14 protein-coding genes are annotated in these 15,208 nt (G+C 51.4%); 12 read left to right on the plus strand and 2 right to left on the minus strand.

The genetic code is table 11. The features are described from left to right. Window positions 1–10: 10 nt before the first annotated feature. On the minus strand, window positions 11–184 hold the full coding sequence (locus GEOB_RS12165) for a benzylsuccinate synthase gamma subunit family protein (RefSeq protein ID WP_012647531.1): 174 nt from the start codon (window positions 182–184) through the stop codon (window positions 11–13). A gap of 57 nt (window positions 185–241) precedes the next feature. Then, window positions 242–1,282: a glycyl-radical enzyme activating protein gene (locus GEOB_RS12170; RefSeq protein WP_012647532.1), complete on the minus strand. Its 1,041-nt coding sequence runs from the start codon at window positions 1,280–1,282 to the stop codon at window positions 242–244. A 616-nt stretch (window positions 1,283–1,898) separates the two neighbouring features. Between GEOB_RS12170 and GEOB_RS12175 the strand changes: the two genes are divergently transcribed. The 12 genes from GEOB_RS12175 to GEOB_RS12225 all read left to right on the plus strand — a co-directional run bounded on the left by GEOB_RS12175 (window position 1,899) and on the right by GEOB_RS12225 (window position 15,182). Next, window positions 1,899–3,641 carry a sigma-54-dependent Fis family transcriptional regulator gene (locus GEOB_RS12175; RefSeq protein ID WP_012647533.1) on the plus strand — a complete coding sequence of 581 codons (1,743 nt, stop codon included), beginning with the start codon at window positions 1,899–1,901 and terminating at the stop codon, window positions 3,639–3,641. Between the two features lie 308 nt (window positions 3,642–3,949). Continuing rightward, on the plus strand, window positions 3,950–4,411 hold the full coding sequence (locus tag GEOB_RS12180; protein ID WP_012647534.1) for an RrF2 family transcriptional regulator: 462 nt from the start codon (window positions 3,950–3,952) through the stop codon (window positions 4,409–4,411). 59 nt (window positions 4,412–4,470) lie between these two features. Then, window positions 4,471–5,478: a sulfate ABC transporter substrate-binding protein gene (locus GEOB_RS12185; protein WP_012647535.1), complete on the plus strand. Its 1,008-nt coding sequence runs from the start codon at window positions 4,471–4,473 to the stop codon at window positions 5,476–5,478. A 48-nt stretch (window positions 5,479–5,526) separates the two neighbouring features. Then, window positions 5,527–5,691 carry a YezD family protein gene (locus GEOB_RS19800; RefSeq protein WP_012647536.1) on the plus strand — a complete coding sequence of 55 codons (165 nt, stop codon included), beginning with the start codon at window positions 5,527–5,529 and terminating at the stop codon, window positions 5,689–5,691. A gap of 49 nt (window positions 5,692–5,740) precedes the next feature. Continuing rightward, window positions 5,741–6,568, plus strand: a complete 828-nt coding sequence (locus tag GEOB_RS12190) for a nucleotide-binding protein (RefSeq protein ID WP_012647537.1) — start codon at window positions 5,741–5,743, stop codon at window positions 6,566–6,568. Between the two features lie 200 nt (window positions 6,569–6,768). Then, window positions 6,769–7,644, plus strand: coding sequence for a radical SAM protein (locus GEOB_RS12195; RefSeq protein ID WP_012647538.1), 876 nt, complete (start codon window positions 6,769–6,771; stop codon window positions 7,642–7,644). A 35-nt stretch (window positions 7,645–7,679) separates the two neighbouring features. Beyond that, complete coding sequence (locus GEOB_RS12200; RefSeq protein ID WP_012647539.1) at window positions 7,680–7,859, plus strand: YezD family protein; 180 nt, start codon at window positions 7,680–7,682, stop codon at window positions 7,857–7,859. A 29-nt stretch (window positions 7,860–7,888) separates the two neighbouring features. Beyond that, a complete protein-coding gene (gene nifH / locus GEOB_RS12205) occupies window positions 7,889–8,767 on the plus strand; it encodes a nitrogenase iron protein (RefSeq protein ID WP_012647540.1) in 879 nt (292 codons plus the stop codon). Between the two features lie 35 nt (window positions 8,768–8,802). Next, complete coding sequence (gene cysK, locus GEOB_RS12210) at window positions 8,803–9,729, plus strand: cysteine synthase A (protein ID WP_012647541.1); 927 nt, start codon at window positions 8,803–8,805, stop codon at window positions 9,727–9,729. 109 nt (window positions 9,730–9,838) lie between these two features. Next, on the plus strand, window positions 9,839–11,353 hold the full coding sequence (locus tag GEOB_RS12215; protein ID WP_012647542.1) for a nitrogenase component 1: 1,515 nt from the start codon (window positions 9,839–9,841) through the stop codon (window positions 11,351–11,353). Window positions 11,354–11,355: 2 nt separating this feature from the next. Next, window positions 11,356–12,681: a nitrogenase component 1 gene (locus tag GEOB_RS12220; RefSeq protein WP_012647543.1), complete on the plus strand. Its 1,326-nt coding sequence runs from the start codon at window positions 11,356–11,358 to the stop codon at window positions 12,679–12,681. Window positions 12,682–12,851: 170 nt separating this feature from the next. Next, window positions 12,852–15,182: an efflux RND transporter permease subunit gene (locus GEOB_RS12225; protein WP_012647544.1), complete on the plus strand. Its 2,331-nt coding sequence runs from the start codon at window positions 12,852–12,854 to the stop codon at window positions 15,180–15,182. Window positions 15,183–15,208 lie beyond the last annotated feature (26 nt).

Genomic DNA, 15,208 nt, shown 5'->3' on the forward strand with positions numbered 1-15,208 from the left:
TTTGGGCATCTTAAGCTTTTTTAAATGTTGGGCATGACGGTGAATCGGTCCTGGTCGGTTTCGAAAGCCAGTATTTACCCTTTGCGTCCTGCTTTTCCACAACGCAGTCCCCTTTGCCTGCCTCATAGTCCCCGGCATTTTCAGGAACCGGAAAATAAAATGAGCAATTCTTACATGTGGTCATTTGGAATCTCCTTTATTTGCATATTGAAATTCTGCGGAATATGTAGATGCATACTCTTCAGTGTCGTGTTGTGACCACCCCCTTTTTTTGTGGCATGTTCATGGGTGGCAAATGCTCCCGTTTTGCTTCCAATGCCCTGTTGGCGACACCATTTCCTGCTGCAGCCGACGCCCCAACCAAACCGCCGATAGTAATCTCTCGAATACCTTGCTGTTCGAGAGCTTGCACCAGGGGAGCAAGCTGCTGAACCGCCAGGTCTGGAACTTTCAGGTATTGATAGCTGCGCCCCAGCTGAATATATTTCCCAGCGGCGTACGAGTGGAAAGGAAGGATGTCGACTCCGGACAGGTTGCCGGCGAAAAGTCCCAGATATGCCGCGTATGCTTCGAAATCTTCGCTGCTGTCATTGAAGTGGGGAATGATCGGGAGATGGATACGTACTGCTGTCTTGGCTTCCATAAGCCGTTCCAGGTTTGACAGGATTTTCTGCAGAGAACCGCCGATTACCCGTTGATGCTTTTCGGGATCCATGGATTTGATGTCGACGATAAACAGATCGACCAATTTCAATAGCGGGACGATGGTTTCCCACTCGGCAAAGAGGCAGGTCTCGATTGCCACATGGAGATTCTCTTTTACTTTGAGGTTACGGGCCAGCTCACAGGTGAATTCGGGATACAGCAAAGGTTCTCCACCACTGATTGTGACTCCACCCCCGCTAGGCTGGTAAAAGATCCGGTCCGACACAGCCTCCAGGAGAATGTTCTCCATAGGGATGGACTTGCCTACCGCTTCACGTGCCCCGAACCGGCAGGCGGGTACACACTGCAAGCAGGATGTGCATAGACTTCTGTCGGTTGTTCTCTCCATACAGTCGTGGTCCATATTGCCCGTGGCTGATGTACAGGCAGTCTGGCATTGCCGGCAGCCTGTACATCTGTTTGCATAAAAATAGAACTCTTGTTTAGAGCCGATGTTTTCAGGGTTGTGGCACCATGGGCAATGGAGTGGACACCCCTTGAGGAAAATGGTTGTTCTGATGCCGGGGCCATCCTGCAGGCAGAATCTCTGTATTTCGGTGATGAGCGGAGTGGGCATGGGGCCTCCTTTAGTGCAAGAACGGGTCTGAACGACTGCATCTGATGGACTATTTAGCAGAAGACATGCCAAAACAATGTTTCATAAAATATTGGTGGTATGTTTGTTTCTTCCGACACTATGTTTGAGAGGTGGATATAACGTCTTTTAAATCATGATGTTGTGAGGTGGAATGTTACATAAAATATCGTTTGTGTTACGTGGCGATAGGGGGGGTGCGACACGTTTTTTTTATTTTGTGGGGCGTCTTGAGGTGCCTGCACCAAATGTGAGGAGGAAGGTCATGGGGAAAAGTTTGATTATTTTCTAAATATTACCCTTCGTATTCGCGTATTTCATAAAATAATGAAGTATTTTCCGCATTGCCTCGAAAAAGTATTAAGAAATGGTGTGTCGATATGGGGGGGATGGTCGACTGGGAATCTTAGGGGTAAAGAAAGGTGTAATTGCATAACACATTGATAATCTATTGCTTTTGTAATGTTTGATGCCCGGTTCATAGCCAGTTCGGGCACAAAGTGTAAATAATTGCAATTTTAGTTGATGTGATATATATGTAAAACATTGTTTCAATATTGTCAGGATGTTTGCGAGGTAACTCTCGAGAAAGGGTAGTATGGTGAAAAAAGGTAAGCTCGCAAAGGAAACCTCTGCAAATGAAACAGTCAGTAATAATCTTCGTTCGCAATTGCGGTTTTCAAGCGAAACTGGCGAGATATGGCTGCATGAGCATCGAATGCTTCTTGTTCATGCAGACTCCCATGCGAAATTGCGCCGCGAGTTGATTGAATCCCTTGGAATTGGCCGTGCTCGGGGCATGATCATGCGCATAGGCTATGCTACCGGTATAAATGATTGTGAACTCACCCATATTAATCGGGATTGGACAAACGACTATGAAAGTTTCATGGCCGGGCCACTTCTGTTTACCTTGGAGGGAAATGCCAAGACTTCTATCCCTAAATTAGAAATTAACCGAAAAATGGGTAAGTTTTATGTGGAAGCTCTCTTGGAAAATTCCTGGGAGAGCCAGGCGTACCTGCGCCATTATGGTGAGTCCGCGGAAGGGGTGTGTTGGTATTTACATGGCTACTCGAGCGGTTATTGCTCAGCTTTTATGGGTAAGCCGATTCTTTGCAAGGAAGTAAAATGTTTCGCTGCAGGTGGGAAACACTGTTACCTTGTCGGTAAACCAGTCGAGGAATGGGATGATTCCAGTGATTATTCACTAATGCTGAACCAAGAATCCATTGTCGATCAGCTCATCGGTCTTCAAAATGAGGTTGTGCACTTACGTTCCGCCATAAGTGAAAAAAAAATGCCGTCTGATGTGGTGGGCAATTCGCCGGCCTTTCTCGCTGCTTACGACCTTCTCATGCAAGCGGTGGATAGCCAGATCACGGTGCTGCTGCTTGGTGAAACCGGGGTAGGCAAGGAGGTTTTCGCCCGCACGCTGCATGAGAAGGGGGCCCGCTGCAAGGAGTCGTTCATCGCCATCAATTGCGCCGCCATACCCCATGATCTGGTGGAGTCGGAACTGTTCGGCGTGGAGAAAGGCGCCTTTACCGGTGCCCTTGCCTCCCGGCCCGGTCGTTTCGAGCGTGCCAACGGCGGCACCTTGTTTCTGGATGAGGTGGGTGACCTGCCCCTTTCGGCCCAGGCGAAGCTGCTCCGCGTGCTGCAGGAGGGTGAGGTGGAACGCCTGGGAGGCACAAAAACCCACAAGGTCAATGTGCGGCTGGTTGCGGCAACCAACATCGACCTGAGACAGCTGGTCGAAAATGGCAAATTTCGTTCCGACCTGTACTACCGGTTGAATGCTCTGCAGATCCACATTCCTCCCCTCAAGGAACGTAAGCTTGATATTTTGATCCTGGCTAAGACTTTTCTCAAGAAATTCAGTGATGTTAACGGGAAAAAGCTGCGCGGTTTCTCCGACAAGGCCAAGTTGGCTTTGCTCGCCTATCAATGGCCGGGCAATATCAGGGAACTGCAGAACGTTGTGGAGCGCGGAGTGATGCTTGCTCCCAACGGCACCCATATTTCCATCCAACATATGTTTCCTTCCTACAGCAGTGAATTTTCCGAGCTGGCGCTCAATGCCAAGGGGGGGTTGAGTGACAGCCAGAAGGAAAGCGGCAAGGATTTCTGCGAGGCGATTCTGAGCGGCCGGATAACCCTGGAACAGGCCAATACTCTCCTGGCAGAAGCTGCCGTGGAGAAAGCAAGCGGCAACCTTTCTGCAGCGGCGAGAATGCTGGGCTTGACGCGGCCCCAGCTGGCCTACCGCCTGGAGCATCGCCCGGAAAACGCAGTCATGAAATTTTCCAGCCGTAAGCCGAAGACCAGGGCTTCATGAACCATCTACTGCAGGTTAACTCCAGGCATCATGGGCCTATCGTCTTAAAAAAGGGTTAGCTTGAATTGGCTAACCCTTTATATTTTTTATGGGCATACCGGGATCGAACCAGTGGCTTCTACCGTATGAAGATAGCGCTCTCCCGCAGTAAAATCCTGGGGGAGCGGAGCATCCTTTTCTGGCCAGATCTGTACACAAAATTTCAGTAAAGATAAAAAAGCGGTTAAAACTGAAATGCCTGCAAAAATAAACTTGACCTGCCCCTGTCTTTTTTGTATTATTTGTCTATCGATTTAATAGGGTAAAAAATGATATCAAAAAAAACCAAATATGCTTTGAAAGCTCTTATATACCTTTCCCGGACCAAAAAGGGAGAGCCTGTACTCATTGCCGATCTGGCAGAAGACGAGAAAATTCCCAAGAAATTCCTGGAGTTGATTCTACTTACATTGAAAAACAACGGCATTCTCCACAGCCGCAAGGGAAAGGGGGGAGGGTACTCCTTGGGCAAACTGCCCAGGGAAATAAGTATGGGCAGTGTCATCAGGATGTTGGAAGGGCCGTTGGCGCCTGTACCGTGTGTCAGTGAAACAGCCTATTCAAAATGTACCGAATGCGAGGATGAGACTACCTGTGGAATAAGGCTGGTTATGAAAGATGTGCGTGACGCAATTACCCAGATCCTCGATCACACAACTTTGCAGGATGTTTTAGAACGTACGGAAAGGGCAGCACTGCTGGAAAAAGGTGTTTTGAATTACGTGATATAAATTTTTTTGCCAGTTTAGTCTATTTATTCTATAGACTAAAACAAAAAGGAGATGAAAAAATGATCAGAATCAAGATGGCTGCAATTTTTGCGGGATTGGCCCTTGCTTTGCCTGGTGGTGCACTGGCGGAGGTAAACCTCTTGAACGTATCCTATGATCCCACCAGGGAACTGTATCAAGAGTACAACGCTGCTTTTTCCAGATATTGGAAAGGCAAAACAGGCCAGGATGTGACATTCAAGCAATCCCATGGCGGCTCCGGCAAGCAGGCACGTGCTGTCATCGATGGTCTTGAGGCGGACGTGGTCACATTGGCTTTGGCTTACGACATCGATCAGATCCACGACAAGGCAAAGCTGATTCCTGAAAACTGGCAGAAGCGCCTGCCCAACAACAGTGCCCCGTATACATCCACCATCGTTTTCCTGGTGCGCAAGGGCAACCCGAAAAAGATCAAAGACTGGAATGATCTGGTCAAGCCTGGCGTCTCCATAATCACTCCCAATCCGAAAACTTCAGGCGGTGCCCGCTGGAATTATCTTGCTGCCTGGGCCTATGCGCTTAAACAAAAGGGTGGCACTGATGTAAAGGCAAAGGAGTTTGTCGGTACACTCTTCAGGAATGTACCGGTTCTGGATTCGGGTGCCAGGGGATCAACAACCACTTTTGTGCAACGGGGTATCGGCGATGTTCTTCTGGCATGGGAAAATGAAGCTTTTCTTGCTGTCAATGAGCTGGGTAAGGACAAGTTTGAAATAGTCGTTCCATCACTAAGCATTCTTGCCGAACCGTCGGTGAGCATTGTTGACAAGGTGGTTGATAAGAAGGGTACGCGCAAGGTTGCAGAAGAATATCTGAAATACCTGTACTCCAGGGAAGGCCAAGAGATCGCTGCCAATAACTATTACCGTCCACGGGATAAAAAAGTTGCAGCAAAATACGCCAAGGCTTTCCCCAAAGTGAAGCTTTTTACCATAGACGATGTCTTTGGTGGGTGGCGGAAAGCGCAATTGACACATTTTGCTGATGGTGGGGTCTTTGACCAGATTTACATACCTACGAAATGAAATTGACGTCCAGGTGATCGATCGAGCGCGGTAGAGGAGGCAACCAACATGGGTGATGGTGGAGTCAACGGGACGCAGGAACAATGGAACGTGGAGTTGGAGCGTAAAATTCGTAATGCGCTGCAGTCAATTAAATTCGGGACCGTGACTCTTGTGATTCAGGACGGCAAGGTAATTCAAATCGACAAGAACGAAAAAATCCGGCTGACCTGAAGCCGCCAGGGGATGGTATCGGCAATCAGCTGGCATCATGGAGGCTGCCATGGCAGAACATATTATTGTTGTAGGCAAGGGGGGGGTAGGTAAATCCACCACTTCTGCTAATCTGGCTGCAGCTTTGGCGGAGGCCGGGCATCGGGTCGTCTTGATCGGTTATGATCCCCGTTGGAGCGCAACCGCCACCCTGCGTGGCACCTCGCCTCTGCTGCCGGTTCCTGAATGGCAGAACGGAGACGTGGTTCCCCATTATGCTGTCGGTTTCAAGGGAGCCCTCTGCATAGAAGCAGGGGAGCTTACCATTGAGGGGGAAACTTCCCGTAGTGCGGAACTCCTGTACCACCCGCTATTAGTACGGCATCGTCCCAATTTTATAGTTCATGATGTGGCATGGGAACCGGGGGCTTCCTTCTTGTTGCCGCCTGCTTCTGAAGGTGTGCCAAGGCTTCTGGTGGTCACATCGGGGGACATGACGTCAATCAATGTCGTTAATGAACTCTTCAGTTGGTTGAATACTGTGGCATCAAGCAATTGCCGTTTTAGTGGGGTAGTGATCAATAATCTGAAGGGACCTCTCTATGAATCGATCATTTCCGATTTTGTCTCCAGGACCGGCACTGTCGTTATGGCCAGTGTCCCCCATTCCGTAATGGTATCGGTGAGTGATTTTTATAACCAGACTTTGATCGAGGCCGCTCCCTGGTCACATAATGCCTATGCCTACCGCAAATTGGCACGCCAGATCGAAGATTCTGCCGTGGTTCCCCGGCCGGTTTATCTCAACGGAGAAGAACTTGCAAATTGGGCAAGGAAGTGGGGAGAAATAATTTCAGAACTGGAGACAGGGGTAGTAAGGGACGGTTCAAGCATATGACAGGTGACAGCTCATTGCATCAGATCCTGTGGTGGAATTGGGCAGCATAAAAAAGCTTGACAATAAAATCTTTTTCCGTTATTAATCTATCTAAAAGATAGACTAATAAGTTTAATCAATTTCAAAGGCTCACTGGACAAACCGGAGGCCAAGGATATTTTCCTTGGCCTCTTTTTTTTCAGCAACGGAGGGGGATACCCATGGCGAGTACATGCTCGGGCAGGAACAACATTCAGGGTCATCCCTGTTTCGGCGGCAACAGACACAAAAATGGCCGGATTCATCTGGCTGTGGCACCTCGCTGCAACATACAGTGTGGTTATTGCACCCGCAGGCATGACTGCGTCAATGAGTCCCGCCCTGGCGTTACCAGCCGGATCCAGACGCCGCAGGAAGCTCTTGAGACCGTACGTGCCGTCATGAAAAACGACTTGAGCGATATTATCAAGGTGGTCGGTATAGCAGGCCCAGGGGACCCCCTGGCCAACGAAGAGACATTCGAGACCTTTCGGCTGGTCGGGGAAGAGTTTCCTCAGCTGATCAAATGTCTGAGCACCAATGGGCTGCTTCTCCCGGAGTCATTGGATAGTCTTGCCGAACTCGGCCTTGGCAGCCTTACGGTAACGATCAATGCCATAGATCCGGTGATCGCCGGACGGATTTACAAGCATGTCCTGTACCAGGGCAAACGATATAGCGGCAGAGAAGGAGGCGAGCTGATCATCTCCAGACAGTTTGCCGGTGTAGAAAGGGCGGTTGAACTGGGCCTGACCGTGAAGGTGAACAGTGTCCTGATTCCAGGCGTGAATGAGCAGCAGATCGGACTCATAGCAGAAAGGATCAAAAAATCAGGGGCATTCGTCATGAATGTCATGCCCCTTATACCCCAGGCGGACTTTGCCCACATTGTTCCACCTTCACCCGAGGAGCTTGAACTGGTATGCACCGCCAACGAAAAAATCATCGGCCAGTTCCGCCATTGTCGGCAATGCCGCGCAGATGCCATCGGGCTCATAGGGCAGGACAGTCAGGGCGCCGACAGCGGCTGTTCCATAAGCCAATTGGCCGTCGTCTGAGAAAACATTTCTTCAACTGGTTGTAGAGGTGCAATATGACGCAAGTTCCTGTAATCATTAGAAAATGTTCGGATTCCCTGCCAGAGGGGGCACTGGACACGCTGGCCGAAATGGTAAAAGGGGTGCGCTATGGGTCCATCACCCTGGTGGTGCAGAACGGCAGGTTGGCACAGATAGACAAGACAGAGAAGTTTCGGTTGAGCAAGGCACAATAATTCATGGAAAGAGAAAAGGAGCAGAAACAATGTCCCAGAAAAAAGTAAAAACCATTGCAATCTACGGTAAAGGAGGAATCGGCAAATCGACGACCACCTCAAACATCACGGCAGCCCTGTCGACACTGGGTCTCAAGGTGATGCAGATCGGCTGCGACCCCAAGAGCGATTCCACCACAACCTTGAGGGGAGGGGGCTACATACCGACCATCCTTGATACGCTCAGGGACAAGAAGTCGGTCAAATCCAACGAAATCATCTTCGATGGCTTCAATGGAATCTATTGCGTAGAAGCAGGCGGTCCAGCCCCTGGAGTAGGCTGTGCCGGCCGCGGCATCATCACTTCGGTGGAACTTCTCAAGCAGCTCAGAGTCTTCGACGAACTGGACCTGGACGTGGTGGTCTATGACGTTCTGGGGGACGTCGTATGCGGCGGGTTTGCGGTACCGATCAGGGAAGGGATTGCCGATCATGTCTTTACCGTTTCTTCATCCGACTTCATGGCCATCTATGCCGCCAACAACCTTTTCAAGGGGATCCAGAAATATTCCAATAACGGCGGCGCCCTCCTTGGCGGCGTTATCGCCAACTCCGTCAACACCGGCTATGCCAAAGAGATCATAGACGATTTCGTCACCCAGACAAAAACCCAGGTGATCGAGTACGTGCCCCGATCGGTCACGGTCACCCAGAGCGAGCTGCAGGGCAAAACCACCATCGAAGCCTTCCCCGAGTCCGAGCAGGCAAAGGTTTACCGGGGCCTGGCCCAGAAGATCTACGATCACACCGAATCAAAGGTTCCGACACCCCTGAACGACAAGGAACTCCATGAGTGGGCCTTCAAATGGGCCGATACCCTGCTTGCCATGGAGACCGGAGAAGTCCGCAGCAAAGCAGCGAATATTTAAATTTATAACATCTCACATATCAGGAGGAATTTCAGATGGGACGCATTTACAACAATTTAACTGACCTTATCGGCGGAACACCGCTACTTCATCTGCACCGGCTGGGCAAAGGGCTCGGCGCCGATATTATCGCAAAGCTTGAATCCTTCAACCCCGGCGGCAGCGTCAAAGACCGCATCGGCTTCTCCATGATCAAGGCCGCCGAAGAAAAAGGGCTGTTGAAAAAAGACTCGGTCATTATCGAGCCAACCAGCGGCAATACCGGCATAGCCCTGGCCTTTGTCGCCGCCGCCCGCGGTTATCGGCTGATCCTGACCATGCCCGACACCATGAGCATTGAAAGGCGGAACCTGCTCAGGGCCTACGGTGCGGAACTCGTATTGACACCAGGCGCCAAGGGAATGAAAGGAGCCATCGAGGCGGCAGATGAGTTGGCAGCCACTACTCCCAATTCATTCGTCCCACAGCAGTTCAAGAATCCGGCGAATCCCGCCATTCACAGAGCCACCACAGCCGAAGAAATATGGGCTGATACCGACGGCAAGATCGACATCCTTGTTGGAGGCGTCGGTACCGGCGGCACCGTCACCGGTGTCGGCGAAGTCCTGAAGGAGCGCAAACCCGGCTTGCAGGTGATCGCAGTAGAACCATTCGATTCGCCGGTATTGTCCGGAGGAACCCCCGGTCCCCACAAAATCCAAGGTATCGGCGCCGGTTTTATCCCGGAGGTGCTCAATCAGTCAGTCGTCAACGAGGTCTACAAGGTCCGCAACGAAGAGGCATTCCTGACCGGAAGACGACTTGCCCGGGAAGAGGGGCTTCTGGTGGGAATTTCCGGTGGTGCTGCAGCCTTCGCCGCTTTGCAGATTGCTGCCCGGCCGGAGAATGCCGGCAAAAAGATCGTGGTGGTCCTCCCCGATACGGGCGAACGCTACCTTTCCACACCGCTTTTCGAAGAGTAGGTCATGGGAAAGCGGTATCGGTGAGACAGGCTGGTTTGGTTCAAAAGGGTAGTAGGCCGTTCCCTTGGGAGTCGGAGGAAAAAAGCATTTTAGAAAAGGAAATAAATACATGAGCGAAAAAATTGACCTCAGTACAAATAGCTGCCCCAACAGGGAACAGAGGGCAAACGGCGTCAACATTTTTTACGGCAAGGCCACGGAGCTGGTGGCTGACGCCCGTGCCGGAAAACTGAAGCATCAAGAGCGGGCGTTTCAGCAGACTTCCGGCTGTATCCTCAACTTCTACCTGACTGTACGCGTCATGACGATCCGCGACGCCGTCATGATCGTCCACGCCCCGGTTGGCTGTTCGTCTTCCGCACTGGGATACCGGGAGCTGTTCAAGGGGATTCGGAAAGGGCTCGGGGGAATGCCGGAAGATTTCGAGTTCCATTGGCTCACCACCAACCTGAACGAACGTGATGTGGTGTACGGTGCCGCCGACAAGCTGAAGGCCGCCATTCATGAGGCCCAGAATCGCTACAATCCGAAGGCCATCTTCATCATGTCTTCATGCACCTCAGGCATTATCGGCGAGGACATTGACGGTGTAGTGGCCGACATTCAACCGGAGATCTCAGCAACCATCGTTCCTGTCCATTGCGAAGGAACAAAATCGCGCCTGGTTCAGACCGGATATGACGTATTCTGGCATGCGGTTCTCAAGTACCTGGTGAAGCCACCGAAGAAAAAGCAGCCTGATCTGGTCAATATCGCCAGCATGTTGTCTTACACCTGGCAGGACAGAATGGAGATCACCCGGTTGCTGGGCAAGGTGGGGCTTCGCGTCAACTTCATCCCGGAATTCGCCACTGTCGAGCAGTTTGAACAGCTCTCCGAGGCGGCGGTAACGGCGCCCATGTGTCCTTCCTATACGGATTACCTGTCGCGCGGCCTTGAGCAGGAATACGGAGTCCCGTTCTTCCTTTATCCTTCGCCGATCGGTATCGCGCACACCGACGAATGGCTGCGGACAATCGCCAAATATACCGGCAAGGAAAAAGAGGTTGAGGCGCTTATCGCTGAAGAACACGCCACCTGGGTTCCACAGCTGGAAAATATTCAGGGTGAGTTCAAGAGCCTGGCCCCCGAAGGTGACAAACTTGATGTGCTCGGCTCCTTGGGACAAGGGCGGCTTCTGACGCAAACACCATTTTTCAACGAGCTTGGCGTCAAGGCAACCGCTGCCATAGTGCAGGACTTCGATAATCTGGTCCTGGATGAAATGGATAAGATGATCGAGGAAACAGGTGATTTCGATGTGCTGATCAATACTTTCCAGGCGGCAGAGGTCGCCCACATTGCCAAGAATCGGGCACCGGACATCGTGCTGAGTTGCCCGTTCCAGGGGAGCGCCTATAAAAGGGACAAGGGGATGACCAGGATACACGCTCTGCGTGGTGACGCCCGTGAATGGAGCACCCAGGCCGGTTACAAGGGGGCGGTGGCTGCGGGAAATTTCCTGCTTCAGTCCACAAAGAACAAGTCATTTCAGCAGACCATGAAGGCCAATACGGAAGAAACTTATACCGACTGGTGGTTTAAGCGGCCAAACCCGGTCTACCTGAAAGAGGAGGGGGCATAGCAATGAGTCAAGCAAAAGTTGTCGAACTTTATCCCGATATTGCCGAAGCGCCGCGGTATTCCTGTGCCCTTGGCGGAGCTTATGTAACCGCACTTGCAGTCACCCATGCGGCTCCCATTCTTCATTCGGGTGCCGGATGCGGCCTTGGCCAGCAGTTCGGCCAGAACTATGCCGGCGGCATGAATGCCGCAGGCCGCCATGGCAACACAAGCACTCCCTGCTCCTGCCTGGTGGAAGAGCATGTGGTATTCGGTGGAGAGGAGAAACTGCGCGACCTGATTGCATCGACCCTCAAGGTTGTCAAGGCTGACCTGTTCGCCGTAATTTCCGGCTGTGTTCCTTCCCTCATTGGTGACGATGTCGCGGCAGTGGTGAAAGAATTCAAAGGGCAAACGAATATAATTCATGTGCAAACTGCCGGTTTTCTGGGCAATTCCTATCTGGGCTATGAACATTTCTTCGAGGCGGTAGTGGACCAGTTGCTGGCGCCGCTCCCGAAGCAGAAGAAACTTGTCAATATTTTCGGCATAGTGCCCAGCCAGCATATTCAGTGGAAGGGTCATCTGAGGGTTTTAAAGGCGCTGCTTGGAAAAATCGGCGTAGAGGCCAACATCATTTTTACGGAAAAGGACGGTCTTGCGGCCCTGAAAAAGATCCCGGCTGCTGAATTGAACCTTGTCTTTTCACCATGGCTCGGGCTCAAGGTCGTTGAAAAATTGAAGGAAAAGTTTGAAACCCCATATGAGGTGATTCCTTTTGTGCCGGTAGGACCCCAGGACACTACCAGCTTCCTCAGGCAGATAGGTGAGCTGCTTCATATCCCGAAGAAGACGATTGAGGCGGTCGTGAAACCAGAGGAATGGGATGCCTACAATACCGCTGAATATTTCGGCGATCTTCTGGTAGTCGGCCTTCCCAATGCCTATTTCGGTGTGATTGCCGACAGCGGCACGGCCATCGGGCTGACCCGCTACGGCACCAATGAAATCGGTTTGCTTCCGGAGTTGGTGATTGTCAGCGATAATCCGCCTGAAGATTCGAGGGAGAATATTACTCGATTATTGACTGAGGGGCTGGCCAGCAGTATCAAACCCAAGGTCATTTTTGAGACAGATAGTCACAAGATCAAGCTCATCCTGCAAAAGCACACCCTGCAGCTTCTGCTGGGTAGCTCGCTTGAAAAGCATCTGCCAAAGGGAGATGCCGGGTTTTTAAGCGTATCGTTTCCAACGTTCGACCGGATAGTTCTCGACCGGAGCTACGCCGGTTACCGGGGGGGGCTGAACTTTATTGAAGACGTGGGCGCACAGTTCTGCGGACCGTTGTAATAAGTATCGGGATTGTCTCTGCTTGGTGGTAGAAGCGAGAAAGAAACAACTGCTGTAGAAGATGTGCTAACCAGAGATCTGGAGGCCGGTTATGCCTGATAAGGGCTACCGGCCTTTTTTTTAGGCGGCACCGGATCGCCGGACAGGTCGCCGGTGAAGGAGGGGAAACTTTGATACGGAAAATTGCAGAGAAAATCATCAGGTACAGGGTACAGGTCCTTCTGGTTATTGTGGCCTTGACCATATTCTTTGCCTGGCATCTTAAGGATATCAAGATTGCTTTCGGCGGTGGTGATATCGTTCCTCCCAACCATCCTTATGTAAAGTTGACTGAGAGGATGGTGGAGAAGTACGGCGGCGAGCATCTTGTGGAGATTGCCATCCAGGTAAAGCAGGGGGATGTTCTCGATCCGGTGAATCTGGCCAAGGTTTACAGGATCGACCAGAAACTGCGTGAAATGCAGGGAGTGGTTACCTCGAAGATTATCTCGGTCGCATCCCGCAAGTTCTCGCGGGTTAACTTCGCCTATGACGAACTTGGATATTCCACCCTCCACTTCGAAAAGTATCAGGACCTTGTCCGGAAGATCAACGACGGAGACAGCAAGGAGGCTACTGCGTTCAGGGAAGAGGTGCTGAACAATGACATGATCTCCGGTACCATTGTGTCCCCCGACCGAAAGAGGACGCTCATTCTGGCCGGTTTCAGGTATGAAGAGGATTACCGGTACATATTCGAGACGTTACAGAAGATAGTAAACGAAGAAAAGGATGCAAACACAGAATTTTTCCTGGCCGGGCGGCCGATCATGCTCGGTTATATTGACTCGGCATTCAGGGGAATTCTGGTCGTCTTCGCCATTGCCGTTCTGGTGATGGTGGTAACCCTCTATCTGGACTTCCGGACCATCCGTGGCGTCCTTCTCCCTCTCTCTTCAGGTCTGATCGGCGTTGTCTGGGGACTCGGTTTCATGTCCCTCCTCGGGCACAGGATAGATGTCCTTGGGGTGACCATACCCTTCTTGCTGGTTGCACTGGCCCACGGTCATTCAGTCCAAATTCTCTCGCGGTACTACTATGAGTATGCCAACGGCCGCAATCGGGAGGAAGCGGCAGTAGAGTCGATGATCGGCCTCTTGAAACCTATGACCACCTCTATTTTTGCCGATGCAGTGGGTCTGTTCGTCCTGATACTGATGCCTTTCCGAAGTATCCAGTCCATGGCGCTGGTGGGGACTGCAGGCATCGTGGCTATCTGCGTCGGCTGCTTTGTCTTGATACCGGTATCCCTTGCACTACTCCCCCCCATGAAACAATCTTCAGTCAATCGTGAAGAGAGCTGGTTCGGGCCGATCTTCGAACGTTTGGCTAAATTTTCCCTTGGTAAGGGCAAAGTGCCGATCCTCGCTCTTACCGGTGTAGTGCTGGTAATTGCACTTGTGGGTGCTTTCAAGGTACGGGTCGGCGAACTACAGTCCGGTTCGCCCGATTTCTGGCCGAATGCCCCCTACAACAAGGCAGAGAAGGTCGTTGAGCAGATGACCGGCGGGAACCTCTATTGGATAAACATAGAGGGTGACCGCACCGGCGCTCTTTACGATGCAAAGGTGATCAGTGACATCAACGCCCTTCAGCGACACCTGGGTGAGATGCCTGAGGTGGGTTACTCCATATCCTATGTGGACGCCCTGAAAAAAGTAAATGCAGCAATGCATGAGAATGATCCGCGCTGGGAGATCCTTCCGAACGATACTGCTTCGGCGGGGGAACTGATTGGAATGATCGGGGGAAGCGAGGGGTACGACGAAAGCAAGGACATGTTCACCAAGGACTACAAGTCAGGCACCATCGCGGTTTTTCTCAAGGACCGCAAGCCGGAAACACTGAAAAACGTCATTTCCGGCACCTGTGACTTCCTGAAGAAAAATCAGGCGAGCGACATACGCTTCGAACTCCCTGGCGGAACAGCGGGCATCTATTCGGCAATCAACGAGGAGATTGAGAAAAACGAGTTCCTTAGCGTCGTCATCGTCGTTGTGGCGTGTCTGATTCTTACCGTTCTTGCCTTCAAGTCATGGCTTGCCGCTCTCATCATCTTTGTACCCCTGCTTATCGGCAAGGCGATCACCATGGCCTTCATGGGTTATGGAGGCATTGGCTTCTTCATCTATACCTTGCCGGTTGTAACCCTCGGTTTCGGGCTGGGAATCGATTTCTCCCTCTACATTCTGGCCAGGCTTAAGGAAGAAATCTCTGAATCCGGTGATTTTGTCACGGGATACATCAAGGCGCTCGGCACTTCGGGGCGTGCCGTGCTCTTTACCGGTCTGACCATGACCGGCGGCCTGCTAACCCTTTGTCTGTCCGAGATGCGTTTCCAGGCGATCCTCGGTTCCATGCTGAGCGTGGTGGTAATGGCCAACACGATCATCGCGCTACTGTTTTTCCCGGTTTTACTATCGGTCATCAAACCTAAATTCTTGTTTCAAAGAGGGGAATAACCCCTTCTGCATGCAATCTAAAAGAA

This window comes from Geotalea daltonii FRC-32 (assembly GCF_000022265.1).
In the GTDB taxonomy this organism is placed as follows: domain Bacteria; phylum Desulfobacterota; class Desulfuromonadia; order Geobacterales; family Geobacteraceae; genus Geotalea; species Geotalea daltonii.